The following is a 25,249-nucleotide window of genomic DNA, read 5'->3' as shown; positions in this document are numbered from 1 at the left end:
TACCATGGCCGATCCCGAACCGAGTTGGGAGTGGTATCGGACCTTCCTGCAGGTGCTGGAAACCGGTTCGCTGTCAGCGGCCGCCCGGGCGATGGGCTTGACGCAGCCCACCGTCGGCCGCCATGTCGACAGCCTGGAAAACGCCCTGGCCTTGAAGCTGTTCACGCGCTCGTTCGATGGCTTCAAACCCACCGAAGCCGCGTTGGAGCTGCAACCCTATGCGGCCGGCCTGGCGTCCACCGCGGCGGCGCTGCGCCGCGTGGCCAGCAGCCATGGATCCGGCGTGCGCGGCACGGTGCGCCTCACGGCCAGCGAGATCGTCGGGGTCGAGGTGCTGCCCCCGATCCTGTCGGCCCTGCGCAGCGCGCACCCGCAACTGACCATCGAGCTGGTGCTGTCGAATGCGGCGGACGACCTCCTGCACCGGGAGGCCGACATTGCCGTGCGCATGTTCCAGCCCACGCAGGAGGCCCTGGTGGCCAGGCGCATCGGTGCTGTGGAACTGGGGCTGTATGCGCACAAGCGCTATCTGGCGGCCCACGGCGTGCCGAAGTCGATGGACGATCTGGCCGGCCACGCGATGATTGGGTTCGACCACGAGACGCCTTTTCTGCGCAGGATGCAGGCGCAATTCCCGGTGTTCGCTCGCCCCGGGCTCGCGTTTCGGGCAGACAGCGATCTGGCGCAACTGGCAGCGATCCGGGCAGGCTTCGGCATCGGTGCTTGCCAGGTCGGGTTGGGGGCCCGGGACAAGTCGCTGGTGCGCGTGCTGCAGCCGGTGTTTTCGCCCGCGCTGGACACCTGGATCGCCATGCATGAGGACCTGCGCGAGAGCCCGCGCTGCGCTGCCACCTTCGCCGCGTTGGCTGCGGGCCTCACGCGCTACATCCAGAGCGGCGGCTGAAGCGGCCCGCCCACGAGGCGATTCGGCCACCCGCGCAGAAGCATGGGCCCTCTACCGGGCATCAATCCGGCGCTTTGTACACCAGCACCTTCAGGGCCCGCTCCGCCTGCACGTCCGCGAACACCTCGGGGTTGGCCAACCGCTCCACCAACGCCAAGTCCGGCGCCAGCGCCTGCATCTGCCCTTTCAGGAAATCCAGGCCCAGCTCCGGCGCATTCAGGCACAGCAGCGCGTGCCCGCCCGGCGCCAGCAGGTCCGGCAGCCGCCGCATGAGCCGCGCGTAGTCCTTGGTGGCGACGAAGCTGCCCTTCTGGTAGCTGGGCGGGTCCACGATCACCAGGCCGTAGGGGCCGCCGCGCGTGATCTTGCCCCAGGTACTGAAGATGTCATGGGCCAGAAAGCCTGCGCCCGTGGTCAGTCCATTGAGCTGGTGGTTCTGCTGCCCGATGGCGATGGCGCCGTGGCTCATGTCCACGTTCACCACCTGCCGGGCGCCCGCCTGCAGTGCCACCACCGAAAACGCGCAGGTGTAGGCGAACAGGTTCAGCACCTTGGCACCGCGCGGTTCGCGTGCCTGGTGCGCTGCGACGCATTGCCGAACCCAGCGCCGGCCTTCCGCCATGTCCAGGAACAGGCCGTGGTTCTGCCCCTTGAGCACGTGCACGCGAAAGCGCGCGCCCTGCTCCGTGACCACATGCGGGTCCGGAACGGCGCCTGCCATCAGCTTGGTTTCTGCGCGGCCCTGCAACCGCAGTGGCTCGTGGCGGCACTGGAACACCCAGTTCAGCGGCTCGCCCGGCGCGATCGCCTCCCATCGGCTTTGCAATGCGGCGCCGATGGTGGCGAGGTCTTCTTCGGCCACGGGCTGGAAGCTGGTGAGCACGAAGACCGGCGGGTAGGCATCCAGCGACCAATGTTCGCAGCCGGGAAACCGGCCGCCGCGTCCGTGGAAGATGCGCTGGGCGTCCGTGGGGAGGGCCATCGTGGCGATGGCGTCAAGCAAGGGTTGCATGGTGCGATTGTGGCAAAGAAACCAGGGCGAAAAGCCCTCCGCCACTTGCCGACCCGAACCCACCAGCTACCAATTCCATAGCAACCGCCATCCCTGGCGTGCCCACCCATCGCGTTCGCGGGCCGGTGCGCCAACGAACTGCCGCCACTCCGAAGCGCAGGGCCGCCTGCTCACGCTTTCACCCTGGCCATCCCTTGCCCGGCCCGCCCCGCGAGCGCACCGGATCAGTCCACCGACGCGCCGGATTGCTTCACGGCCTTGCCCCACTCCACGATTTCGCGGGCGACGAACTGGTCCATGGCCTCGGGCGTGCTGGGCGACGGCTCGGAGCCGCGGTCGCGGATGAACTTCTGCATCTCGGCGCTGGAGAGGATGTCCACCACCTCGTGGTTCAAGCGGTCCACGATGGCACGCGGCGTGCCCTTCGGTGCCATCAGGCCCAGCCAGCCCACGGCTTCGAAGCCCTTGAACTCCGGCAGGCCGGTTTCGGCGATCGCTGGCACGTTTGGCAACTGGCTGGAGCGCGTGGCAGAGGTGACACCCAGCGCAACGGCCTTGCCCGCCTGGATGTTGGCCAGGCCCGCCGTCACCGAATCCACCATCAAGGGCACCTGCCCGCCGATGAAATCGGCCTGCGCCGGCCCGCTGCCCTTGTAGGGAATGTGTTCGATCTCGATCCTGGCACGCGCCTTGACCATTTCCCCGCTCAGGTGCTGCGTACCGCCGATGCCCGCGCTGGCATAGCTCAGCTTGCCCGGCTCGGCCCGGGCCTTGTCCACCAAGTCTTTCATGGTCTTGATGCCGGACTGGGGGTGCGCCAGGAACACCAGCGGCACCTTGGCGACGAGGCTGATGCCCTGCAGATCCTTGCGCGGATCGAAGTTGACCTTGCGGTACAGCGTCTGGTTCACAGCCATCGCGCTGCCGGCCATCACCAGCGTGTAGCCGTCCGCTTTGGCGCGCACCACCTGCTCGGTGCCGATGTTGCTGCCCGCGCCGGCCTTGTTGTCCACCACCAGCGGCTGCCCCAGGCGGGTGCCCAGTTTCTCGGCCAGCGCCCGGGCGAAGATGTCGGTCGCCTGGCCGGGTGGGAAGGGCACGACCAGGGTGATGGGCTTTTCGGGCCAAGCCGCCATGGCGGCGCTGGACAGCGCCAGCAGAACGGCCGGCGCGCAGAATTTCAATCGCATGGGGAAATGTCTCCTGTGGTGGATTCGAGTCCATCGCAGCGCGTGGCGGCAAGTGCATTGTTGCGCCTGGCCCGAACTTCGACCCATGATAGGCCGCCGCTGGCGGCCCCTCGGCGCCTGCGTCCCAGCGAATCCCGACCTTCCGGCCCATGAAAAAAGGCAGCCGAAGCTGCCTTGCCGGATGCAGGCGCGGCGGCGGCGCCGGATTCACCTCGCTTGATCAGGCCTTCGTCGCGGCCGTTGGCGATGGTGCGGCTGGAGCCAAGTTACGCGGTCCTGCCTATGGCAATGGGCTGAGGCCCAACTCTTTCAGAAAAGCGTTGTGCTTTTGTTTCGCTTCGGCGATAGATTTTTCAATCTCCACCAATTGGGCGTGCGTGGCCGCCAGATCGATCTCCGCCTCGCCCACCGCCGTGCTGATGTAGCGCGAGATGTTCAGGTTGAAATCGTTCTTCTCGATCTCGGCCATCTCCACCCGGCGCGCATAGCGCTGCTCTTCCTCGCGGTACTGGTAAGTCTTGATGATCTTGGCAATGTGCTCATCCGTCAGCTGGTTCTGGCGCTTACCCTTGGCGAAGTGCTCGGCAGCATTGATGAACAGCACATCGTCATACTTCTTGCACTTCTTCAGCACCAGGATGCACACGGGGATGCCGGTGGAATAGAACAGGTTCGATGGCAAACCAATCACCGTATCAATATGCCCGTCCTTCAGCAGCTTGGTGCGAATGCGCTCCTCTGCCCCGCCGCGGAACAGCACCCCGTGCGGCAGGATGATGGCCATCACGCCTTCGTCTTTCAGAAAGTGAAAGCCGTGCAGCAAAAAGGCAAAGTCCGCCGCCGACTTGGGGGCGAGACCGTGGCTTTTAAAACGCACATCGTCCGCCATTGCCTCATTGGGTTCCCAGCGATAGCTGAAGGGCGGGTTAGCCACGATGGCATCAAACGCAGGATTTTTGGCCGGGTTCAGCTCGCGCAGCATGTCCCAGTCGTTGACTAGCGTGTCGCCGTGGTAGATCTCGAACTCCGTGTCCTTCACCCCGTGCAGCAGCATGTTCATGCGCGCCAAGTTGTAGGTGGTGATGTTCTTCTCTTGGCCGTAAATCTTGCCAATGCCATGCGGCCCCATGCGCTTGCGCACGTTCAAAAGCAGCGAGCCCGAGCCACAGGCAAAGTCCATCACGCTTTCCAGCCGCTGTTTCACGCCTGTCTTGGGCTCTTGGCTGTCCAGCGTCACGATGGTGGAGAGGATGTCCGAGATTTGCTGCGGCGTATAAAACTCGCCCGCCTTCTTGCCCGAGCCCGCCGCAAACTGGCCAATCAGGTACTCATAGGCGTCGCCCAGCGCGTCCATCTCCCTGGAGAACTCTGCCAGCCCATCGGCGATCTTGTGGATGATGGCGCACAGCTTGGCATTGCGCTCCGTGTAGTTCTTGCCCAGCTTGGGCGAGGCCAAGTCGATTTCGGAGAACAAGCCCTGAAACGTGCTCTGAAACGATTCGGTCTCGATGTATTTGAATCCCGCCTGCAAGGTGTGAAGTAACTCGGCGTCTTGCGTGCGCGCCATGTTGGCAATGCTGCTCCACAGATGCTGCGGCTCAATCACGTAGTGCACCTTGCGGCGCATCTGCTTTTCAAACTCGGGCACATCATCCAGATTGCCTTCGTACCAAAGCTGCAAGGGGGTCGATACCGAGCTGTCGATCTGTGCGGGGTAGTCGCTGCTCAGCTCCTTCTTGGCTGCAGCCTCGTAGTTGTCCGACAGATAGCGCAGAAACAGGAACGACAGCATGTAATCGCGGAAGTCATCCGCGTCCATGGCGCCGCGCAGTTGGTCGGCAATCGCCCACAGCGTTTTGCCCAGCTTGGTTTGGTTTTGTTCAGTCATTTTTTAGGGCGATTTTTGATGGTGTTTTCCAACGCCTTTAGTTCGGCTTCATCCTGCGCATCGGCGGCACGGGCGTCTTCCGCCTTGCGGCGCTGGTCAAAGTCCAGATACAGCGGCTCCAGCTTTTGCTCCATGCGGGCGTGGCTGACGGTGCCCGCCCCGCTGAGCAGCGGGAACCCGTTGGACACAATGATCTGCCCCACGTTCTCGCGCCAAAAGCCCATGCTGGTGATGGTTTGCCGCTTTGCGCGCAGCTCTGCCGTTTCCAAGAAGATCACCACCAGCCGGTTCAGGGTGTCCACCTCGTCTTCGGTCAGGTAGTTTTTGGCCACCACAATGTCCTGCTTGCGCACTTGGGTGCCCTTCCAGGTCAGCAGGCCGAAATGCGGGTCGGCAGGGTTGGCGCGGTTCACGATGAGTTCTGCCGCCGTCTTTTGCGTCACCGCATACAGCAGCAGGTTTTGCACCGTCGCAAAAAAGGTCTGCGTGGCTTCATCCGTCTTGTCGTAGTCCGCCGCCAAGGCAAACAGGTCGCGCACCTTTTGGTAAAAGCGCTTTTCCGAGGCCCGAATGTCCCGGATGCGCGCCAGCATCTCGTCAAAGTAGTCCGGGCGGCCGTCGGGGTTCTTCAGCCGCTCGTCGTCCAGCACAAAGCCCTTGACCAGATACTCCTTGAGCACCGTGGACGCCCAGCGGCGGAACTGCACGCCACGCGGCGAGCGCACGCGGTAGCCCACGGCCAGGATGGCGTCGAGGTTGTAGAGCGTGACAGGCCGCTGCACCTGGCGCGTACCCTCGGTTTGAACTGTCAAGGATTCCTTGATAGTTGCCGCCGCGTCCAATTCGCCGTCCTCAATGATGTTTTTGAGGTGCAGCGAGATGTTCTGCTTGGTGGCGTCAAACAGCTCGGCCATCTCTAACTGGGTGAGCCAAACCGTACCTAGGTCAGCCCGCAGTTGGATTTGGCTCTTGCCGTCGTCGGTGGTGTAAAGAATCAAATTATTCATGGCGTCTGGGGCACAACAGCTCTTTGTTCAGGCTGTCCAAACATCTCTGGTAACGCGAACTCATAGCGCCCCAAAAATGCCTGAAGAATTTCTTTGAACAGCTTCTTGTTGTCGTCCACCATCTCCGAAGGCTGGTAAATGTCGTACTTGCCATGGCTGAGCAAATTGAGCGCACGGGAGAACAAATCCGCATCGTCCAGCCCATGGATACAGGCCGAAAAATCATCCCGACCAAAAAAGGTCGCCGTTTTCTCCAATATGCTGCGCAGCATATTGAAGTGGTAGGTGTAGAGCTTGCCGCTTTGCGCAGCCTTTTGCAGTTCGGCCAACATGGAAACATGATGGAAAAACGGCGTGTCGTCTGTCGCGCGCAGCGTGTACACCGTGCCACGTTCAGGCCGCTGCAACAGGTATTTTTTGTGTGTGCCCTTCTTTAGTTCGTTGCACACCACATTGAAGAACAGCGCATGGTGGGATGACACCACGGCCTTGATGGGCGCAGGCACCAAGCGTGGCGCGTTCTCCGCACCCCCAGGCCCATCAGCCACCACAGCCTCTGGTCGGGTTCTACCTTTGGCCTTGCGCAGCAGCTTGGCCAAATCGCTGGCTACAGCGATGGCGTTGTTGTCGTCCAGCGAAGTAATGGGGTCGTCAATGTAGAGGTATTTGACCCACGCATAGGTTTCCAGCCCATCAATCACCCGCTCGCAAATGGCCATGAACAGGCACCAGATGAAGATATTTTCCTCGCCGCGCGAAACCTTGATGTGGCGAGCATTTTCACCTTTGCGAAAGCTGATCGTCCACTGGTCGTAATCAATATCAAAAAGAAAATCGGCGTAGCGGCCCAAGTAGTAACCAATTCGCTCATCCAGCGCCAAATCCTTCAGTCCCTTGAAGAATTTTGAATCCGCATTGATGTGCAGCCGCCGCTCTTTGCCTTCCTCCAGATCGTTATCCCAAGAAAACAAGTCTTCAGTAAAGGCATTGAAATACAAGGTGTCAGGCTGACCCTTGTTTTTGCGCTTGCCAGCGTCCTTGAATTCCATGGACAGCCGGGTTTTACCCGTGCCGTTGTAAGCATAGAGCAGCACAAAATCTTGATTGCCGCTGCTGAGGTCATCTCGCAACCGAGTTGCAAGCCCTCTCAGACTGGTGACGCGATAGATCTTAGGTTTCTCGCTCATGCCTCAAGCGCCTCTGGCGAAGGGAAAAGCTGCTGCATCAGCCCTTTCTTGTGGGTTTTGAGGGTTTCTAGTTCTTGGGTGGCGGCGGTGATGAGGGTTTCGACTGAAGTGAGGCAGTCGGCAATGCTCTGTTGTTCTTCTACCGTCGGCGGAAACGGAAGTCTTATCTTTCCAAGCTGATTGAGCGAAAGAACCGTTTGCGAAGTTCCCACACTATATTTTCCAACGACCCTAGAGAATGCAGACAATAGCTCAATGAAATACCTGTTCGAACCATTAATTATTCGAAATACTGGGTAGTAGACACTAACAATTCCGGTTATCCCCAAATTGTTTTCATTAAAGTAGAATTGACGATCATCGCTTCTACTTCGATAAGTTATGTAGCTTGGCGGCAAAACGTTAAATCCAATATTGTCGCGCTCAGTTATTCGGTCGTTGTCATAATAGTCGCGCTGTCTCACTAATCCACTTCGAGCCGATGTCATAACCTCGTATTCATCTTGCTTAGTTGACTTCTCTCGGTACTCCTCAAGGCAGCCTCCCAACAAACGCTCCGTCCATGATCCTGAGTTATTGAATTCAGGAAACCGCAGACGCGGTTGGGTTTCGCCTTCGCGGGGGAAAAGCTGCTGCATCAGCCCTTTTTTATGGGTCTTGAGCGCGTCCACTTTGCGGGCTTGCGCGGCGATCAGTTCGTCCAAGGAACTCAGGCAGTTGGCGATTTTTTGTTGCTCAGCGGGCGACGACACTGGCAAAGGCATTGCCATGAAGTCATCACTTGAAATGGCCATTCGATCATGCCGTGCGCCTGTACTGGATGCCTGCCGCATATAGGTGTGCCAGCCTGTCGTCTTAAAGTAATGCTCATAAAACTCGTTGCTATCGTTCTCGAACTTGAAGACGGTATACAACGGCGACATGACGCCTGTTCCGACTTTATTTTTCGAAATCGGGCCGACGGGTGCCGTTGCAGAAATGCGAGGGTTGTAAACATAACTCCCGAGGTCAACGACGAAATAGCTTTCGAGATTTCCTTGCGTAGCAATGTCTTTGTCGAAAAAGTCCCTCTGGTCTACCACGCCAAACTCGGCTGAGTTGGTTAATACGCGGGTAATAGTTTGATCGCGATTTTTCTTCTTGGTGCGCGTTGCCAATTGACTCAGAGGCGCTACCTGCCACCCCTCAGCCGTTAAAAACTCAGGAAACCGCAGATTAGGCACCAGCCCCGACTTATCCGTATTACTCATACGCGCTCAACCCCGAAATATCCCGCCCTTGCGCACGCTTTTGCAGCAGCGGCACCAGCTCTTTCATCAACGCCGTTTCTGCCTGCGCCCTGGCCTTCCAGCCCAAGTCCAGCGGGGCCATCAGATCACTAAGCGCCTCGCCATCAAAAATCATGCGCTGCAAGATGCCGTCCACAAAGGTTTGCAGCGCAGCGGGGGCCAGTTGGTGGCGAGTGGCAATGTCGGAAAGCTCGGCGCTGTCTTTTTCCTTCTTGAACTGGGTGTAGCCCTCGCGGATGGCGGCCTCGCTCAGGCCCTCGCCCGCCTTCAGGGTGTGGATGTAGGCGGCGATGTCTTCGCGCTCGTTCATGAATTTGGCGTCAGACAAGATCAAGCCCAGCAGCTCGTCCTTGGTCATCTTTTGTTTGCCGCCGCCCTGCAGCCCCTGCTGTGAGAAGCGCGACATGAGGCCCATGATGTAGTCGTAGTCGATCACGCTGCTGGCAAACAGCACAAATTCAAAGTCGAGCTGGTCCACCGCATCGGTTGCTGCGCCGCCCTGCCCTTCGCTGCCTTTGTCGTGCTGGGTTTGTTGCGCTTTGAGGCGCTGGGCGGTTTCGAGGTAAGCACCGCGAAAGGCTTGCAACTGCTCGGCGGGCAGGATGTGTTCGATGGCGGTGGCGTTGTCCTCCGTCAGGTCGGTGTATTGGTCGAGCTGGGTTTTCAGGCGCTGCACTTCTTTGAAGTTTTGAATGAAGGCGGCGCGGGCGTCGTCGCCCTTCAAGCTGTGTACGGCCTCGGGGGTGCAGGCCAGGCCCTGGCTTTGCATGAAGTCGGCCAGCTTTTGCACGGCGGCGTCGAGCTTTTGGATGACGACAGGGGCCTTGTCTACCAGCCAGATCTCGCGCGCTTGCTCGCCCGTCTTTTCGCCCGAGAACAGGGCAATGGCGGCGTCCACATTGGCTTGCTGTTGGCGAAAGTCGAGGATGTTGCCGTAGGGCTTGGTGCCGTTGAGCACGCGGTTGGTGCGCGAAAACGCTTGTATCAAGCCGTGGTGCTTGAGGTTTTTGTCCACATACAGGGTGTTGAGGTATTTGCTGTCAAACCCGGTGAGCAGCATGTCCACCACGATGGTGATGTCGATTTTGTGGTGCGGGGCTGCCGGATAAGCCTTGCGTAAGTCTGCGTCAGGCCACTGGTGGTCTTTGATGCGCTTTTGTACGCCCTGGTAGTACAGGTCGAACTCGCTGATGGAATGGTTGGTGCCGTAGCGGACGTTGTAGCTTGCCAGGATGGCTTTGAGGGCGGCTTTTTTGCCCTCGGGGTCCACCCGGTTGTCTTCTTTTTCTTGGGGCAGGTCTTCTTGAATCTGCCGCACATCGGCATCGCCCTCTGCCGGGGGCGAGAACACGCAAGCGATGTTAAGCGGCACAAAGGCGGGGTCTGCCGCTTGCTTGGTTTGCTGAATTTCGTCAAACAGGCGGTGGTATTCAATAGCGTCGTTGATGCTGGCGGTGGCCAGCACGGCGTTGAAGCGGCGGTGGGCGGTGGCAGTGTCGTGCTTGGCCAAAATGGCCTCGATGACTGCCTTTTTGGCCAGGGCCTCGCCGGGCTTGGGTGGGTTTTTACCCTCGGGCTTGTAGTAGTCCACGTGGAAGCGCAACACGTTGGCGTCTTCAATGGCGTGGGTGATGGTGTAGGCGTGCAGTTGTTTTTGGAACAGGTCTTCCGTGGTCTTCATGGAGGCCTGCTCGTCCTCAATCTGCGTGCGGCTGGAGTTGGCCTCAAAAATGGGCGTCCCGGTAAAGCCAAACAGTTGCGCCTTGGGGAAGAATTCTTTGATGGCCTGGTGGTTGTCGCCAAACTGCGAGCGGTGGCATTCGTCAAAGATGAAGACGATGCGCTTGTTGGCCAGCGGTGCCAATTGTTCTTTGTAGGTGGCCTTGCCGTCCTTCTTTTGCTGCTTGTTGCGCTTGCTGTTTTCGTCCAGCGCCAGGCCCAGCTTTTGGATGGTGGTGACGATGACCTTGTCGGCATAGTCGTCAGACAGCAGGCGGCGCACCAGGGTGGCGGTGTTGGTGTTTTCTTCTACGCAGCCTTCTTGAAAGCGGTTGAATTCCTCGCGGGTCTGGCGGTCCAGGTCTTTGCGGTCCACCACAAAGAGGCATTTCTCCACATCGGGGTTGTCTTTGAGCAGGGTGGACGCTTTGAAGGACGTGAGCGTCTTGCCGCTGCCCGTGGTGTGCCAGATGTAGCCGTTGCCGTTGTTTTGGGCAATGCACTCGACGATACGTTTGACGGCGTAGATCTGGTAAGGCCGCATCATCAACAGCTTTTGCTCTGACGCCACCAGCACCATGTAGCGGCTGATGGTTTGGCCCAGGGTGCATTTACCCAGGAACTTGTCGGCAAACTCGTCGAGCTGGGTGATCTTTTTGTTGAGTTCGTCCGCAAACTGGTAGATGGGCAAAAACCGCTCGTCCGCATTGAACGCAAAGTGCCGGGCGTTGTTGTTGGCGAAGTAGTAGGTGTTGGTGCGGTTGCTGACGATGAAGAGCTGCAAAAAGCTCAGCAGCGTTTTGGTGTAGCCGTTGCCGGGGTCGTTTTTGTAGTCAACGATTTGCTCCATGGCCCGGCGGGGGTTGATGGTGAGCGTTTTCAGCTCCACCTGCACGCACGGCACGCCGTTGATGAGGATGAGCACGTCATACCGGTGGTGGCTGTTGTCGGTGTTGATGCGCAGCTGGTTGACCACCTCGAAGGTGTTCTTGCACCAGTCTTTGAGGTTAACCAGGGTGTAGTTCAGCGGCGTGCCGTCTTCGCGGGTGAAGGCGTTGATGCTGCGCAGGGTTTTTGCGGCGGTGAATACGTCAGGGGTGACAATTTCGTCCAGCAGGCGGGCAAATTCGCCATCGGTCAGGTGCACGCGGTTCAGGGCCTCGAACTTCTCGCGAAAGTTGCGCTCCAGTGCGGCACGGTCGCGGATGTCGGGGCGGTATTCGTACTTGAGGCCCTGGAGCTTGCCGATGAAGCCGTATTCAATCTGCTCCTCTTTGACGGCGGGGCTTGGCGTGACGGGTGCCGGGACGTAGCTGGGGGGGGTTGGAGGCATGGTGAGGCGATAGACGTGTCAGCCGGGCTGGCGCGGGCCCTGCGGTTTCAATGCGCCTGCGATTGTGCCGGGTTGGCCTGGGGCCCGCTTTCTGATTTTCCGGCTTTGCCGGAAAAGCGGAAATTTTATAAACAAAAAGCCGCGCAGCCCTTACGGAATCTGCGCGGCCAGCTACTGAATCCGTAGCGTTTTCAGCAGCCCATCGGCTCGGTTGGGCTTACTTCTTCTGCGGCGGAACGTCCGTGCACGAACCGTGCGCAATCTCCGCCGCCATGCCGATGCTCTCGCCCAGCGTGGGGTGCGGGTGGATCGTCTTGCCGATGTCCACCGCATCGGCGCCCATCTCGATCGCCAGGGCGATCTCGCCGATCATGTCGCCGGCATGCGTGCCGACCATGCCGCCGCCCAGGATGCGGCCGTGGCCATGGGCCTCGGGCGAATCGTCGAACAGCAGCTTGGTCACGCCTTCGTCGCGGCCGTTGGCGATGGCACGGCCAGAGGCTGTCCAGGGGAACAGGCCCTTCTTGACCTTGATGCCTTGCGCCTTGGCCTGGTCTTCGGTCAGGCCCACCCACGCCACTTCGGGGTCGGTGTAGGCCACGCTCGGGATCACGCGGGCGTTGAAGGCGGCGGCGGCCAGCTCCTTGTTGCCCTGCAGTTCGCCGGCGATGACTTCCGCCGCCACGTGCGCCTCATGCACCGCCTTGTGCGCCAGCATGGGCTGGCCCACGATGTCACCGATGGCGAAGATGTGCGGCACGTTGGTGCGCATCTGGATGTCCACGTCGATGAAGCCGCGGTCGGTGACGGCCACGCCGGCCTTGTCGGCGCCGATCTTCTTGCCGTTGGGCGTGCGGCCCACGGCCTGCAGCACCAGGTCGTACACCTGGGGTTCCGGCGCGGTGCCGCCCTCTTGCGCCGCGGCGAACGTCACCTTGATGCCCTCGGGCGTGGCTTCGGCGCCCACCGTCTTGGTGTTGAGCATGATGTTGTCGAAGCGCTTGGCGTTCATCTTCTGCCAGATCTTGACGAGGTCGCGGTCGGCGCCCTGCATCAGTCCGTCCATCATCTCGACCACATCCAGGCGCGCGCCGAGCGTGCTGTACACCGTGCCCATTTCCAGGCCGATGATGCCGCCGCCCAGGATGAGCATGCGCTTGGGAACCGCCTTGAGTTCCAGCGCGCCGGTGGAGTCCACCACGCGCGGGTCCTTGGGCATGAACGGCAGGTGCACGGCCTGCGAGCCGGCGGCGATGACGGCGTTCTTGAAGGCGATGACCTTCTTGCTGCCCGTCTTCTCCTGGCCCGTGGCGCCCGTAGTCTCTTCCACTTCGAGGTGGTTCGCACCCACGAACTGGCCCACGCCGCGCACGGTGGTCACCTTGCGCATCTTGGCCATGGCCGCGAGGCCGCCCGTCAGCTTGCCGATGACCTTTTCCTTGTGGCCGCGCAGCGTGTCGATGTCCACCTTGGGCGCACCGAAATCGATGCCCGCCGCCTTCAGGTGGCTGACCTCGTCGATCACCGCCGCCACGTGCAGCAGCGCCTTCGACGGGATGCAGCCCACGTTGAGGCAGACACCGCCCAGGGTGGCGTAGCGCTCAACCACGATCACCTTGAGGCCCAGGTCGGCCGCACGGAACGCGGCGCTGTAGCCGCCGGGGCCACCGCCCAGCACGAGCACGTCGCAATCCAGGTCGACCGTGCCGCCGTAGCTGGCCGCCGGAGCAGTTGCTACGCTTTTTGTAGCAGCATGCCCTGGTGTTGATTGTGCTGGAGCCTGTTTTGGCTCGGAAGCTGCCGCAGGCGCCGCTGCAGGTGCGGGCGCCGCGGCCGGCGCGCTGGCGGCGTCGGACGCCTCCAGCGTGAGCAGCACGGAGCCTTCCGCGACCTTGTCGCCGATCTTGACCTTGAGCTCCTTCACCACGCCGGCATGGCTCGACGGGATTTCCATCGATGCCTTGTCGGATTCCACGGTGATGAGGCTCTGCTCGGCCTGGATGGTGTCGCCGGGCTTCACCAGCAACTCGATCACGCCCACTTCGGCGAAGTCGCCGATGTCGGGCACCTTGATGTCGATCACTGCCATAGGGGATGCTCCTTTACAGCAGGATGCGGCGGTAGTCCGCCAGCACTTGGCCGAGGTAGGCGTTGAAGCGCGCGGCGCTGGCGCCGTCGATCACGCGGTGGTCGTACGACAGCGACAGCGGCAGCACCAGGCGCGGCACGAAGGCCTTGCCGTCCCACACCGGCTTCATCTGACCCTTGGAGAGGCCGAGGATGGCCACTTCGGGTGCGTTGATGATGGGCGTGAAGTGCGTGCCGCCGATGCCGCCCAGCGAGCTGATCGACATGCAGCCACCCTGCATGTCGGCTGCGCCGAGTTTGCCGTCGCGGGCCTTCTTGGCCAGTTCGCCCATTTCCTGGCTGATCTGGAGGATGCCCTTCTTGTCGGCATCCTTCAGCACCGGCACCACGAGGCCGTTGGGCGTGTCCGCCGCGAAGCCGACGTGGTAGTACTGCTTGTAGACGAGCGTGTCGCCGTCCAGGCTGGTGTTGAACTCGGGGAATTTCTTGAGCGCGGCCACCACGGCCTTGATGACGAAGGCGAGCATGGTCACCTTCACACCGGACTTCTCGTTCTCCTTGTTGGTGGAGACGCGGAAGGCTTCCAGCTCGGTGATGTCGGCCTCGTCGTTGTTGGTGACGTGGGGAATCATCACCCAGTTGCGGTGGAGGTTGGCGCCGCTGATCTTCTTGATGCGCGACAGGTCCTTGCGCTCGACCGTGCCGAACTTGGCGAAGTCCACCTTCGGCCAGGGCAGCAGGTCCAGCCCGGCACCGGAGCCGCCACCACCGGCCGGGGCCTTGGCGGCCTGGGCCTTGGTCTGGGTGGCGCCGCTCATCACCTGCTTGGTGAAGGCCTGCACGTCATCCTGCGTGATGCGTCCCTTGGGGCCGGAACCCTTGAGCTCTTCGAGCGGCACGCCGAGTTCGCGGGCGAACTTGCGCACCGAGGGGCTGGCGTGCGGCAGGCCGACGGGCGCGGCGCCCGGGGCGTGCGGCGCGGGCGCTGCAGCCGGCTTGGCGCTGGCCTGGGGCACAGCCTCTTCGGCGGCCGATGCTTTCGGCTCGGCCTGCGGTGCGGGGGCCGCAGCAGCAGGCGCAGGGGCCGCCGCCGCTGGGGCTGCACCTGCGGCGCCTTCCATGATCGCCACGAGATCGCCCACATTGAGCTTGTCGCCGATCTTGACCTTGAGTTCCTTGATCACACCGGCCGCGGGCGACGGGATTTCCATCGAGGCCTTGTCGGATTCGACGGTGAACAGCGACTGCTCGGCCTTGACCGTGTCGCCCACCTTGACGAGCAGTTCGATGACGGCCACGTCCTTGAAGTCGCCGATGTCGGGCACGTGCACTTCCACCGGGCCCGACGCTGCGGGAGCGGGTGCCGGGGCGGCGGCAGGCGCCGCAGCCGGGGCGGGCGCGGGTGCGGCCGATCGGGCTGCGCCCTGCCCGGCCTCGGCCTGCGCTGGGGCCGGCTTGGACTCGGCAGCGGCCCCATCGGCGGCTTCGACCACCACGATGACCGAGCCCTGCTTGACCTTGTCGCCCACGGCGACCTTCAGCTCTTTCACCACGCCGGCGTGGCTCGACGGGATTTCCATCGAGGCCTTGTCCGATTCCACCGTGATGAGTGATTGCTCGGCCTTGACCGTGTCGCCGGGCTTGACCAGCAACTCGATCACGCCCACTTCGTCGAAATCCCCGATGTCCGGGACCTGGATATCTACCAATGCCATGTTTATGCCTCCTGCCGAGCCGCCTCAAAGGAGGCATGTGCCCCCTTGGAGGGCAGCGAATGAATATGAGCGTGGGGGTTCACCGTGCGTCTCCGATCGGTGTTCAAGCGTAGAGCGGGTTGATCTTGTCGGTGTTGATGCCGTACTTCTGGATCGCCTCGGCCACCTTGGCCGCCGGCACCACGCCGTCGTCCGCCAGGCCCTTGAGCGCCGCCACGACGATGTAATGGCGGTTGATCTCGAAGTGCTCGCGCAGCTTGCGGCGGAAGTCGCTGCGCCCGAACCCGTCGGTGCCCAGCACCTTGTAGGCGCGGCCCTTGGGGATGAAGGGGCGGATCTGCTCGGCGTAGGCCTTCATGTAGTCGGTGGAGGCGATGACCGGGCCGGTGGTCTTGGACAGCTGCTCTTCCACGAACGGCACGCGCGGCGTTTCGGTGGGGTGCAGCAGGTTCCAGCGGTCGGCGTCCTGGCCGTTGCGGGTCAGCTCGTTGAAGCTCGGGCAGCTCCACACGGAAGCGGCCACGCCCCAGTCCTTTTCCAGCAGTTCCTGCGCGAAGAACGATTCCCGCAGGATGGTGCCGCTGCCCAGCAGCTGCACGGTGGGGGCGTCCTTCTTGAGGGCCGGCGCCTGCTTGCACAGGTACATGCCCTTGATGATCTGCTCTTCGGTGCCGGGCTGCAGGCCGGGCATCGGGTAGTTTTCGTTCAGCAGCGTGAGGTAGTAGAAGACGTTTTCCTGGCGCTCGACCATGCGCTTCATGCCGTCGTGCATGATCACCGCGACTTCGTGGGCGAACGTCGGGTCGTAGCTCACGCAGTTGGGGATGGTGCCGGCCAGGATGTGGCTGTGGCCGTCTTCGTGCTGCAGGCCTTCGCCGTTCAGCGTGGTGCGGCCCGAGGTGCCGCCCAGCAGGAAGCCGCGCGCCTGCATGTCGCCCGCCGCCCAGGCCAGGTCGCCGATGCGCTGGAAGCCGAACATCGAGTAGTACACATAGAACGGCACCATGATGCGGTTGTTGGTGCTGTACGAGGTGGCGGCCGCGATCCAGCTGCTCATGCCGCCGGCTTCGTTGATGCCTTCCTGCAGGATCTGGCCGGCCTTGTCTTCCTTGTAGTACATGACCTGGTCCTTGTCGACCGGGGTGTACTGCTGACCGTGCGGGTTGTAGATGCCGATCTGGCGGAACAGGCCTTCCATGCCGAACGTGCGGGCCTCGTCCACCAGGATGGGCACCACTCGCGGGCCCAGGGCCTGGTCGCGCAGCAACTGCGTGAGAAAGCGCACGTAGGCTTGCGTGGTGGAGATTTCGCGGCCTTCGGGCGTGGGCTCGAGAATGGCCTTGAACGTTTCCAGCGCGGGCACGGTGAAGCTTTCGTCGGCCTTCACGCGGCGCTTGGGCAGGTAGCCGCCGAGGGCCTTGCGGCGCTCGTGCAGGTACTTCATCTCGGGGGTGTCGTCGGCCGGCTTGTAGAACGGCAGGTCGGCGATCTGGCTGTCCGGAATCGGGATGTTGAAGCGGTCGCGGAAGGCCTTGATGTCCTCGTCGCCGAGCTTCTTGGTCTGGTGGACGGTGTTCTTGCCCTCGCCGATCTTGCCCATGCCGAATCCCTTGACGGTCTTGACCAGCAGCACGGTGGGCTGGCCCTTGTGCTCGTTGGCGGCGTGGAAGGCGGCGTAGACCTTCTGCGAATCGTGGCCGCCGCGGCGCAGGTTCCAGATCTCGTCGTCGCTCATGTGCTCGACCATCTTCAGCGTGCGCGGATCGCGGCCGAAGAAGTGCTTGCGCACGTAGGCGCCGTCGTTGGCCTTGAACGACTGATAGTCCCCGTCGTTGCACTCCATCATGATCTTGCGCAGCGCGCCGTCCTTGTCGCGCGCCAGCAGGTCGTCCCAGCCCTTGCCCCACAGCAGCTTGATGACGTTCCAGCCGGAGCCGCGGAACTCGCTCTCCAGCTCTTGGATGATCTTGCCGTTGCCGCGCACCGGGCCGTCCAGGCGCTGCAGGTTGCAGTTGATGACGAAGATCAGGTTGTCGAGGTTCTCGCGCGCGGCCAGGCCGATGGCGCCCAGCGATTCGACCTCGTCCATCTCGCCGTCGCCGCAGAACACCCAGACTTTGCGGTTTTCGGTGTTGGCGATGCCGCGGGCATGCAGGTACTTGAGAAAGCGCGCCTGGTAGATCGCCATCAGCGGGCCCAGGCCCATCGACACCGTGGGGAACTGCCAGAACTCGGGCATCAGCTTGGGGTGCGGGTAGCTGGACAGGCCCTTGCCGTCCACTTCCTGGCGGAAGTTGAGCAGTTGCTCTTCGGACAGGCGGCCTTCCAGGTAAGCGCGGGCGTAGATGCCGGGCGACACGTGGCCCTGGATGTACAGCAGGTCGCCGCCGTGGTTTTCGCTTTCGGCGTGCCAGAAGTGGTTGAAGCCGGCGCCGAACATGTTGGCCAGCGAGGCGAACGAGCCAATGTGGCCGCCCAGGTCGCCGCCTTCGGGCGGATGGTGGCGGTTGGCCTTGACGACCATGGCCATGGCGTTCCAGCGCATGTAGGCGCGCAGGCGGCCTTCGATTTCAAGGTTGCCGGGGCAGCGGGCTTCCTGGTTCGACTCCAGGGTGTTCACGTAGCCGGTGTTGGCGGAGAAAGGCAGGTCGATGCTGCTTTGGCGGGCATGTTCGAGCAGTTGCTCGATCAGGAAGTGGGCGCGCTCTGCACCTTCCTTGTCGATGACGGCGCTCAGCGCATCCATCCACTCACGGGTTTCCTGCTGATCGGTGTCGGGGGTGGACGACGCCGGGTTTCCGGCCTGGGGGTCGGTCTGAGCTGACATGCCTGTCTCCTTTATGGGTGCTGGCGTTGGAAATTTCGGGCGAGTGTCTCATATTTTTTTGGTATTTCAAATTGTGCTTTTCATTTTCATAATGCAAAATATTGCTGCAAGTGCACATTTTTCATACCGGAAGAAGGCCTCCAGTGCTCCCCTACACTCCGCCCATGGAACGTCCGCCTTCTCCGCCCCCGGCCACCGGGCCCGCCGTGGTCGCCCCCGTGCGCTGGTGGCGCACCTGGTGGCGCAGCCTTTCCCCCACCCGCCAGGACCGCTTCGCGGCCCTGGCGCCACTGGCCGCCGTGCTGATGTTCCTGGCGGCCATCGTGGCGGCGTTCTGGTATTTGCGCATGGAAGAAGGCGAGCGCGAGCAGGAAGCCCTCAAGCGCGATGTGGAATACGCGCAGCAGCGCGTGCGGCTGCGCCTGCTGGAGCGGCAGGAGCAGATCATGCGCATCGCGCGCGACCTCTCCAACCAGGACCTGGAGCGCGCCGACTTCGTGGCGCGTGCCGAGGGCCTCATCAGCCAGTACCCTGAACTGCAGGCCATCAGCTGGATCGACGACCGCCGCCGCATCCGCGCCAGCCATGCGGCGCCCACCGTCACCAGCGGCCAGTTGCGCGTGGCGGGCGAGGTGCTCAAGAACGGCGACACCGCCGACACCTTCAGCCTCGCCCGGGACCTGCAGCAGCCCGTGTACGCCCAGCCCAACGGCACCGAAGGCGAAACCGCCCCGCTGCTGCAGCTGCAGGTGCCGCTGGCCGCGCAGGGCAAGTTCACCGGCGTGGTGCTGGCGGAATATTCCATCGACAGCCTGCTGCGCTACGGCACGCCGACCGAGGTGCTGGCGCGCTACGCCGTCACCATGCTGGATGGGCGCGACCAGGTGCTGGCGGGCAGCGCGCTCACGCCGCGCAGCGCCTCCGGGCTGCTGCCGTGGACCGCGCGCGCCAACGAATACGAGGTGCCGGTCTCGCCCGTGGGCAACGGCCTCGTGCTTCGCGCGCAGGCCTACCGCACCTCGCTCGGCGTGGTGGGCAGCGGGCTGTTCTGGCTGGTGGGCACGCTGAGCGCCATGACGGCCTGGCTGCTGATCGCCACCTGGCGCCACACCCGCCGGCGCATGCAGGCCCAGCAGGCGCTGGTGGCCGAAACCAACTTCCGCCGGGCGATGGAAAACTCCATCCTCACCGGCATGCGCGCCCTGGACATGCAGGGGCGCATCACCTACGTGAACGCCGCGTTCTGCCAGATGACGGGCTGGAACGAGGCCGATTTGGTCGGCCAGTCGCCGCCCTACACCTATTGGCCCGAGAGCGACCACGAGGCGCTGCACGCCAAGCTGCGCGACGAGCTGAGTGGCAAGGTCACGCTGGGCGGGTTCCAGGTGCGGGTCAAGCGCAAGAGCGGCACGCTGTTCGACGCGCGCCTGTATGTCTCGCCCCTGATCGACGCCCATGGCCATCAGACCGGCTGGATGACGTCGATGACCGACATCACCGAGCCCAATCGCGTGCGCGAGCAGCTGTCCGCATCGCACGAGCGCTTCACCATCGTGCTGGAGTCCCTCGATGCCTCGGTGTCGGTCGCGCCGCTGGGCAGCGAGGAACTGCTGTTCGCCAACAAGCTGTACCGCCAGTGGTTCGGCTCGCAGACGGGCGGGCATCTGCAACTGGTCGCGCAGGCGGGCGTGCTGCCCTCCACCACCGCCAGCGCGCGCGGCATGGACGACGAGGACGGACTGATGGGCCTGCCCACCGACCCGCTCACCAGCGCCCGGTCCGAAAACGCCGAGATCTACCTGCCGGACCTCGGCAAGTGGCTCGAAGTGCGATCGCGCTACCTGAACTGGGTGGACGGACGACTGGCCCAGATGGTGATTGCCACCGACATCACGCCGCGCCGCCAGGCCGAGGAACAGGCCGCGCGGCAGGCCGAGCGCGCCCAGTCGGTCAGCCGGCTCATCACCATGGGCGAGATGGCCTCCAGCGTGGCGCACGAACTGAACCAGCCGCTCACCGCCATCAGCAACTACTGCAGCGGCATGGTCTCGCGCATCGAAAGCGGACAGATCACCGAAGAGGCGCTGCTGTCCGCGCTGCAAAAGACCGCCCACCAGGCGCAGCGGGCGGGGCAGATCATCCAGCGCATCCGCGCCTTCGTGAAGCGCAGCGAGCCCAACCGCGCCCTGGCGGACGTCCACACCATGGTCAGCGAGGCGGTCGAGCTGGCCGACATCGAACTGCGCCGGCACAACGTGCGCCTGACCCACTACGTGGCGGCGCGGCTGCCCCAGGTGATGGCCGACACCATCCTGATCGAGCAGGTGCTGGTCAACCTGATGAAGAACGGCGCCGAGTCCATCGAGCACGCCCAGCGCCCGCCGCCCCGGCGCAGCGTGGAGCTGCGTGTCGTTCCCCGCCAGCTCGAAGGCCGCGAGGTGATCGAGTTCACGGTGCAGGACACCGGCAAGGGCCTGGCCCCCGAAGTGCTGGAGCATCTGTTCGAGGCCTTCTTCTCCACCAAGCAGGAAGGCATGGGCATGGGCCTGAACCTGTGCCGCAGCATCGTCGAGTCCCACCAGGGGAGGATGCAGGCGGAGAACCTCTACAATGGCCCGGAGGTCACCGGCTGCCGGTTCTCCTTCTGGCTTCCGCTGGCGCAGCCTGCGGATGCCACTACGAATTCTGTAGCAAACGCATCACATCCAAGGACCCCTGCATGAGCTTGATTCCGAAAAAAGGCACCGTCTACGTCGTGGATGACGACGAAGCCGTCCGCGACTCCCTGCAGTGGTTGCTGGAAGGCAAGGACTATCGGGTGCGCTGCTTTGATTCGGCGGAATCCTTCCTCTCGCGCTACGACCCCCGCGAAGTCGCCTGCCTCATCGTGGACATCCGCATGGGCGGCATGACCGGCCTGGAACTGCAGGACCGGCTCCTCGAACGCAAGTCCCCCCTGCCCGTCGTCTTCATCACCGGCCACGGCGACGTGCCCATGGCCGTCAACACCATGAAGAAAGGCGCGCTCGATTTCATCCAGAAGCCGTTCAACGAGGAAGAGCTCGTGGGCCTGGTGGACCGCATGCTCGACCGGGCGCGCGAATCGTTCGCCGGCCACCAGCAGGCCGCCAGCCGCGACGCCCTGCTGTCCAAGCTCACCGGCCGTGAAGCCCAGGTGCTGGAGCGCATCGTCGCCGGCCGCCTGAACAAGCAGATCGCCGACGACCTGGGCATCAGCATCAAGACCGTGGAGGCGCACCGCGCCAACATCATGGAAAAGCTGAACGCCAACACCGTGGCCGACCTGCTCAAGATCGCCCTCGGCCAGAATGCGCCCAAAGGCTGATTGCTCCTGATTTGATAGCTGCCAGCACAATCAAACCGCCGGCAGGCAGCCGTTTTCATTGCCAACCTGAGTTTCTCGACGAATGACAGCCCAACTGATCGACGGCAACGCCCTCTCCCGCCAACTGCGCACCGAAGTGGCCCAGCGCGCCGCGGCCCTGAAAGCGCGCGGCACCGTCCCCGGCCTGGCCGTGGTGCTGGTGGGCGACAACCCTGCCAGCCAGGTCTACGTGCGCAACAAGGTCAAGGCCTGCGAGGACAGCGGGCTGCATTCGGTGCTGGAAAAGTACGATGCCACGATGAGCGAGGCCGAGCTGCTCGCCCGCGTCGAGGCCCTGAACAACGACCCGGCCATCCACGGCATCCTGGTGCAGTTGCCGCTGCCCGCGCACATCGACGCGCAGAAGGTCATCGAGGCGATCTCGCCCGCCAAGGACGTGGACGGCTTTCACATCGCCAGCGCCGGCGCGCTCATGACCGGCATGCCCGGTTTCTGGCCCTGCACGCCCTATGGCTGCATGAAGATGCTCGAATCCATCGGCTACTCGCTGCAGGGCAAGCATGCGGTGGTCATCGGCCGCAGCAACATCGTGGGCAAGCCGATGGCGCTCATGCTGCTGCAAAAGAACGCCACCGTGACCGTGTGCCACAGCGCCACGCAAGATTTGAAGGCGCAGACCCTGCAGGCGGACGTGATCGTGGCCGCCGTGGGCAAGCGCAACGTGCTCACGGCCGACATGGTCAAGCCCGGCGCGGTGGTGATCGACGTGGGCATGAACCGCAACGACGAAGGCAAGCTCTGCGGCGACGTGGACTTCGCCGGCGTGAGCGAGGTGGCCGGCTGGATCACGCCCGTGCCCGGCGGCGTCGGCCCCATGACCATCACCATGCTGCTCGTCAACACGCTCGAAGCCGCGGAGCGCGCAGCCGCCTGACCATTTTTGCTGCCACGGCCGGCTTGAACCTGACCCATCCAACGCCATCTATCCGCGCATGAGCAATCCCCTCCTCGCCCCCTCCGACCTCCCCCTGTTCGACCGCATCCAGCCCAGCGACGTGGCTCCGGCGGTCGATGTGCTGCTGCAACGTGCGAGCGCGGCACTGGAAACCGTCACGGCGCCCGACTTTCCGGCGCGATGGGAATCGATTGCCCAGGTGCTGGATGTCGCGACCGAAGCGCTGGGGCGCTCCTGGGGCGCGGTGAGCCACCTCAACAGCGTGGCCGACACCCCCGAACTGCGCGCGGCCTACAACGAGGCCCTGCCCCGCGTCACCGAGTTCTGGACCCGCCTGGGCGCCGATGAGCGCCTGTACGCCAAGTACAAAGCCATCGATCCGCAGACGCTGAACACCGAGCAGCGCCAGGCCTTGCGCAACGCCGTGCGCAACTTCGTGCTGTCGGGCGCCGAGCTGCAGGGCCCGGCGCGCGAACGATTCGCGCAAATCCAGGAACGCCAGGCGGAACTCAGCCAGAAGTTCAGCGAAAACGCGCTCGACGCCACCGACGCCTTCGCCTACTACGCCCGGGAAGACGAGCTCGACGGGCTGCCAGACGACGTAAAGCAGGCCGCACTGGCCGCCGCGCAAGCCGAGGGCAAGGCCGGCTACAAGCTCACCCTCAAGATGCCTTGCTACCTGCCGGTGATGCAGTTCGCCCGCAGCAGCGCCTTGCGCGAAACGCTGTACCGCGCCTATGTCACCCGCGCCTCGGACCAGGCCGAAGGCGATGCCAAACGCTTCGACAACAGCGCCCTCATCCGCGAGATCCTTGCCCTGCGCAAGGAAGAGGCCCAGTTGCTGGGCTACGCCAATTTCGGCGAGGTGTCGGTCGTCGCCAAGATGGCCGACTCGCCCCAGGAGGTGATCGATTTCCTGCGTGACCTGGCCCGCCGTGCCCGGCCCTACGCCGAAAAAGACGTCGCCGACATGCGCGAGTTCGCCGCGAAGGATCTCGGCATTGCCGATCCGCAGGCCTGGGACTGGCCCTACATCTCCGAGAAGCTCAAGGAAGCGCGCTACGCCTTCAGCGAGCAGGAGGTCAAACAGTATTTCACCGCGCCCAAGGCCTTGGCCGGCCTGTTCAAGATCGTTGAGACGCTGTTCGAAGTGGCCATTCGCCGCGACAGCGCGCCCGTCTGGAACCCGGCCGTGGAGTTCTACCGCATCGAGCGCGGCACGGAGCTCGTGGGCCAGTTCTACCTGGACCAGCCGGCGCGCAACGGCAAACGCGGCGGCGCCTGGATGGACGATGTGCGCACCCGCTGGCTGCGCCCCGACACGGGCAAGCTGCAAACCCCCGTGGCGCACCTGGTGTGCAACTTCGCTGAAGGCGTGAACGGCGCGCCGCCGCTGCTGACGCACGACGACGTCATCACGCTGTTCCACGAGTTCGGCCACGGCCTGCACCACATGCTCACCCAGATCAACGAGCGCGATGTCTCGGGCATCAGCGGCGTCGAATGGGATGCGGTCGAGTTGCCCAGCCAGTTCATGGAAAACTTCTGCTGGGAGTGGGACGTGCTCAAGCACATGACCGCCCATGTGGAAACTGGCGAGCCGCTGCCGCGCGCGCTGTTCGACAAGATGATCGCGGCGAAGAATTTCCAGAGCGGCATGGGCACGCTGCGGCAGATCGAATTCGCACTGTTCGACATGCTGCTGCACACCTCGCACGACCCGTCGCAGGACTTCATGCCCCTTCTGGCCCAGGTCCGCAGCGAGGTGTCGGTGCTGACGCCGCCGGCCTTCAGCCGCACCGCCCACACCTTCAGCCACATCTTCGCAGGCGGGTATGCCGCAGGCTACTACAGCTACAAATGGGCCGAAGTGCTCAGCGCGGACGCTTACGCCGCGTTCGAGGAGACGGCCGGCGCGGACGGCCTGCCCAGCGCCGAGACCGGGCGCCGCTACCGCCAGGCCATTCTGGAAGCGGGCGGCAGCCGCCCGGCCATGGAGTCGTTCAAGGCGTTCCGCGGCCGCGCGCCCAGCCTGGATGCGCTGCTGCGCCACCAGGGCATGGCCGGCAACGCCTGAGCCCATCGATACCCGAGACTGTTCCCTTTGGAGTCCTACGACATGAAGCAACCGCTCTTTGCCCTCGCGCTGGCTTCGACCTTCCTGGCCGTGACCGCCCTGCCCGCCCAGGCACAGCAGGTGTACCGCATCGTCGGCCCCGATGGCAAGGTGACCTTCTCGGACCGCGCGCCCGATGCCAAGACGCCACCGGCCCAGGTCGGCGGCGGCCGTGCCAGCGGCCCGGCCCTGCCTTATGAACTGCAGCAGGTCACCACCCGTTTTCCGGTCACGCTCTATACCGGCAATGACTGCGCGCCTTGCGTGAGCGCGCGCAACCTGCTGGTGAACCGCGGCGTACCATTCACCGAACGCACGGTGAACACCGAAGAAGATGCCGATGCGCTCAAGCGCCTCAGCGGCTCGACCAACCTGCCGTTCGGCACCATCGGCTCGCAACAGCTCGTCGGCTTTTCGGACAGCGAGTGGGTGCAGTACCTGGACGCGGCAGGCTACCCCAAGCAATCGCAGCTGCCTCCGAACTATCGCCGCGCCCCTGCGGCACCGATGGTCGCCGCCAAGCCGGCAACCCCCGCAGCGGCGGCGGCACCTGCCGCGCCGGCCGAAGCACCACGCCCCGCCGCACCGAGCGGCAATGGTGGCAGAACGCCAAGCAACCCGGCAGGCATCACGTTCTGACGCAATATCCGGCACTACAGGCCGGGCGCGGCGT

The 25,249-nt window shown here is 63.4% G+C and carries 16 protein-coding genes; 6 read left to right on the top strand and 10 right to left on the bottom strand.

Annotated features, from left to right (window positions below):
• The first annotated feature begins 4 nt into the window (after positions 1–4).
• Complete coding sequence (locus R1Z03_RS06975; RefSeq protein ID WP_317358078.1) at positions 5–904, top strand: LysR family transcriptional regulator; 900 nt, start codon at positions 5–7, stop codon at positions 902–904.
• Between the two features lie 61 nt (positions 905–965).
• Here the strand turns inward: R1Z03_RS06975 and R1Z03_RS06970 are convergent, their stop codons facing one another.
• The 10 genes from R1Z03_RS06970 to aceE form a co-directional block, all read right to left on the bottom strand.
• Entirely contained in the window at positions 966–1,916 is a 951-nt protein-coding gene (locus R1Z03_RS06970) for a class I SAM-dependent methyltransferase (RefSeq protein WP_317358075.1), read from the bottom strand.
• 224 nt (positions 1,917–2,140) lie between these two features.
• Positions 2,141–3,106, bottom strand: a complete 966-nt coding sequence (locus R1Z03_RS06965) for a tripartite tricarboxylate transporter substrate binding protein (RefSeq protein ID WP_317358072.1) — start codon at positions 3,104–3,106, stop codon at positions 2,141–2,143.
• A 280-nt stretch (positions 3,107–3,386) separates the two neighbouring features.
• The gene (locus R1Z03_RS06960) at positions 3,387–4,994 is read right to left on the bottom strand and encodes a type I restriction-modification system subunit M (RefSeq protein WP_317358069.1); all 1,608 of its coding nucleotides are present in this window, start codon (positions 4,992–4,994) and stop codon (positions 3,387–3,389) included.
• Complete coding sequence (locus R1Z03_RS06955; RefSeq protein WP_317358067.1) at positions 4,991–6,001, bottom strand: virulence RhuM family protein; 1,011 nt, start codon at positions 5,999–6,001, stop codon at positions 4,991–4,993. Before R1Z03_RS06955 ends, R1Z03_RS06960 begins: the two co-directional genes overlap by 4 nt.
• Positions 5,998–7,188, bottom strand: a complete 1,191-nt coding sequence (locus tag R1Z03_RS06950) for an anticodon nuclease (protein WP_317358065.1) — start codon at positions 7,186–7,188, stop codon at positions 5,998–6,000. Before R1Z03_RS06950 ends, R1Z03_RS06955 begins: the two co-directional genes overlap by 4 nt.
• The gene (locus R1Z03_RS06945) at positions 7,185–8,438 is read right to left on the bottom strand and encodes a restriction endonuclease subunit S (protein ID WP_317358064.1); all 1,254 of its coding nucleotides are present in this window, start codon (positions 8,436–8,438) and stop codon (positions 7,185–7,187) included. The genes R1Z03_RS06950 and R1Z03_RS06945 overlap by 4 nt, the downstream gene beginning before the upstream one ends.
• A complete protein-coding gene (locus R1Z03_RS06940) occupies positions 8,431–11,529 on the bottom strand; it encodes a type I restriction endonuclease subunit R (protein ID WP_317358061.1) in 3,099 nt (1,032 codons plus the stop codon). The genes R1Z03_RS06945 and R1Z03_RS06940 overlap by 8 nt, the downstream gene beginning before the upstream one ends.
• A gap of 217 nt (positions 11,530–11,746) precedes the next feature.
• Positions 11,747–13,618 carry a dihydrolipoyl dehydrogenase gene (gene lpdA / locus R1Z03_RS06935; RefSeq protein ID WP_317358058.1) on the bottom strand — a complete coding sequence of 624 codons (1,872 nt, stop codon included), beginning with the start codon at positions 13,616–13,618 and terminating at the stop codon, positions 11,747–11,749.
• Positions 13,619–13,631: 13 nt separating this feature from the next.
• The gene (gene aceF / locus R1Z03_RS06930; RefSeq protein ID WP_317358056.1) at positions 13,632–15,332 is read right to left on the bottom strand and encodes a dihydrolipoyllysine-residue acetyltransferase; all 1,701 of its coding nucleotides are present in this window, start codon (positions 15,330–15,332) and stop codon (positions 13,632–13,634) included.
• Between the two features lie 103 nt (positions 15,333–15,435).
• Positions 15,436–18,159 (bottom strand): pyruvate dehydrogenase (acetyl-transferring), homodimeric type, encoded by a 2,724-nt coding sequence (gene aceE, locus R1Z03_RS06925; RefSeq protein ID WP_317358053.1) that lies wholly within the window; start codon positions 18,157–18,159, stop codon positions 15,436–15,438.
• Positions 18,160–18,323: 164 nt separating this feature from the next.
• On the opposite strand from aceE, the gene R1Z03_RS06920 reads away from it, so the two are divergent.
• The 5 genes from R1Z03_RS06920 to R1Z03_RS06900 all read left to right on the top strand — a co-directional run bounded on the left by R1Z03_RS06920 (position 18,324) and on the right by R1Z03_RS06900 (position 25,215).
• The gene (locus tag R1Z03_RS06920) at positions 18,324–20,882 is read left to right on the top strand and encodes a PAS domain S-box protein (RefSeq protein WP_317358050.1); all 2,559 of its coding nucleotides are present in this window, start codon (positions 18,324–18,326) and stop codon (positions 20,880–20,882) included.
• The gene (locus R1Z03_RS06915) at positions 20,879–21,505 is read left to right on the top strand and encodes a response regulator transcription factor (RefSeq protein WP_092739228.1); all 627 of its coding nucleotides are present in this window, start codon (positions 20,879–20,881) and stop codon (positions 21,503–21,505) included. The genes R1Z03_RS06920 and R1Z03_RS06915 overlap by 4 nt, the downstream gene beginning before the upstream one ends.
• 82 nt (positions 21,506–21,587) lie before the next feature.
• Complete coding sequence (folD, locus tag R1Z03_RS06910) at positions 21,588–22,439, top strand: bifunctional methylenetetrahydrofolate dehydrogenase/methenyltetrahydrofolate cyclohydrolase FolD (RefSeq protein WP_272569139.1); 852 nt, start codon at positions 21,588–21,590, stop codon at positions 22,437–22,439.
• 58 nt (positions 22,440–22,497) lie between these two features.
• Complete coding sequence (locus R1Z03_RS06905) at positions 22,498–24,537, top strand: M3 family metallopeptidase (protein ID WP_317358046.1); 2,040 nt, start codon at positions 22,498–22,500, stop codon at positions 24,535–24,537.
• Positions 24,538–24,579: 42 nt separating this feature from the next.
• Positions 24,580–25,215: a glutaredoxin domain-containing protein gene (locus R1Z03_RS06900; protein ID WP_317358044.1), complete on the top strand. Its 636-nt coding sequence runs from the start codon at positions 24,580–24,582 to the stop codon at positions 25,213–25,215.
• The last annotated feature ends 34 nt before the right edge of the window (positions 25,216–25,249 follow it).

The sequence above is a fragment of the Acidovorax sp. BLS4 genome (genome assembly GCF_032929295.1).
Taxonomy (GTDB): domain Bacteria; phylum Pseudomonadota; class Gammaproteobacteria; order Burkholderiales; family Burkholderiaceae_C; genus Paracidovorax.
Note: the sequence above shows the minus strand (reverse complement) of the source record. Positions and strands in the feature narration are given on the sequence as shown.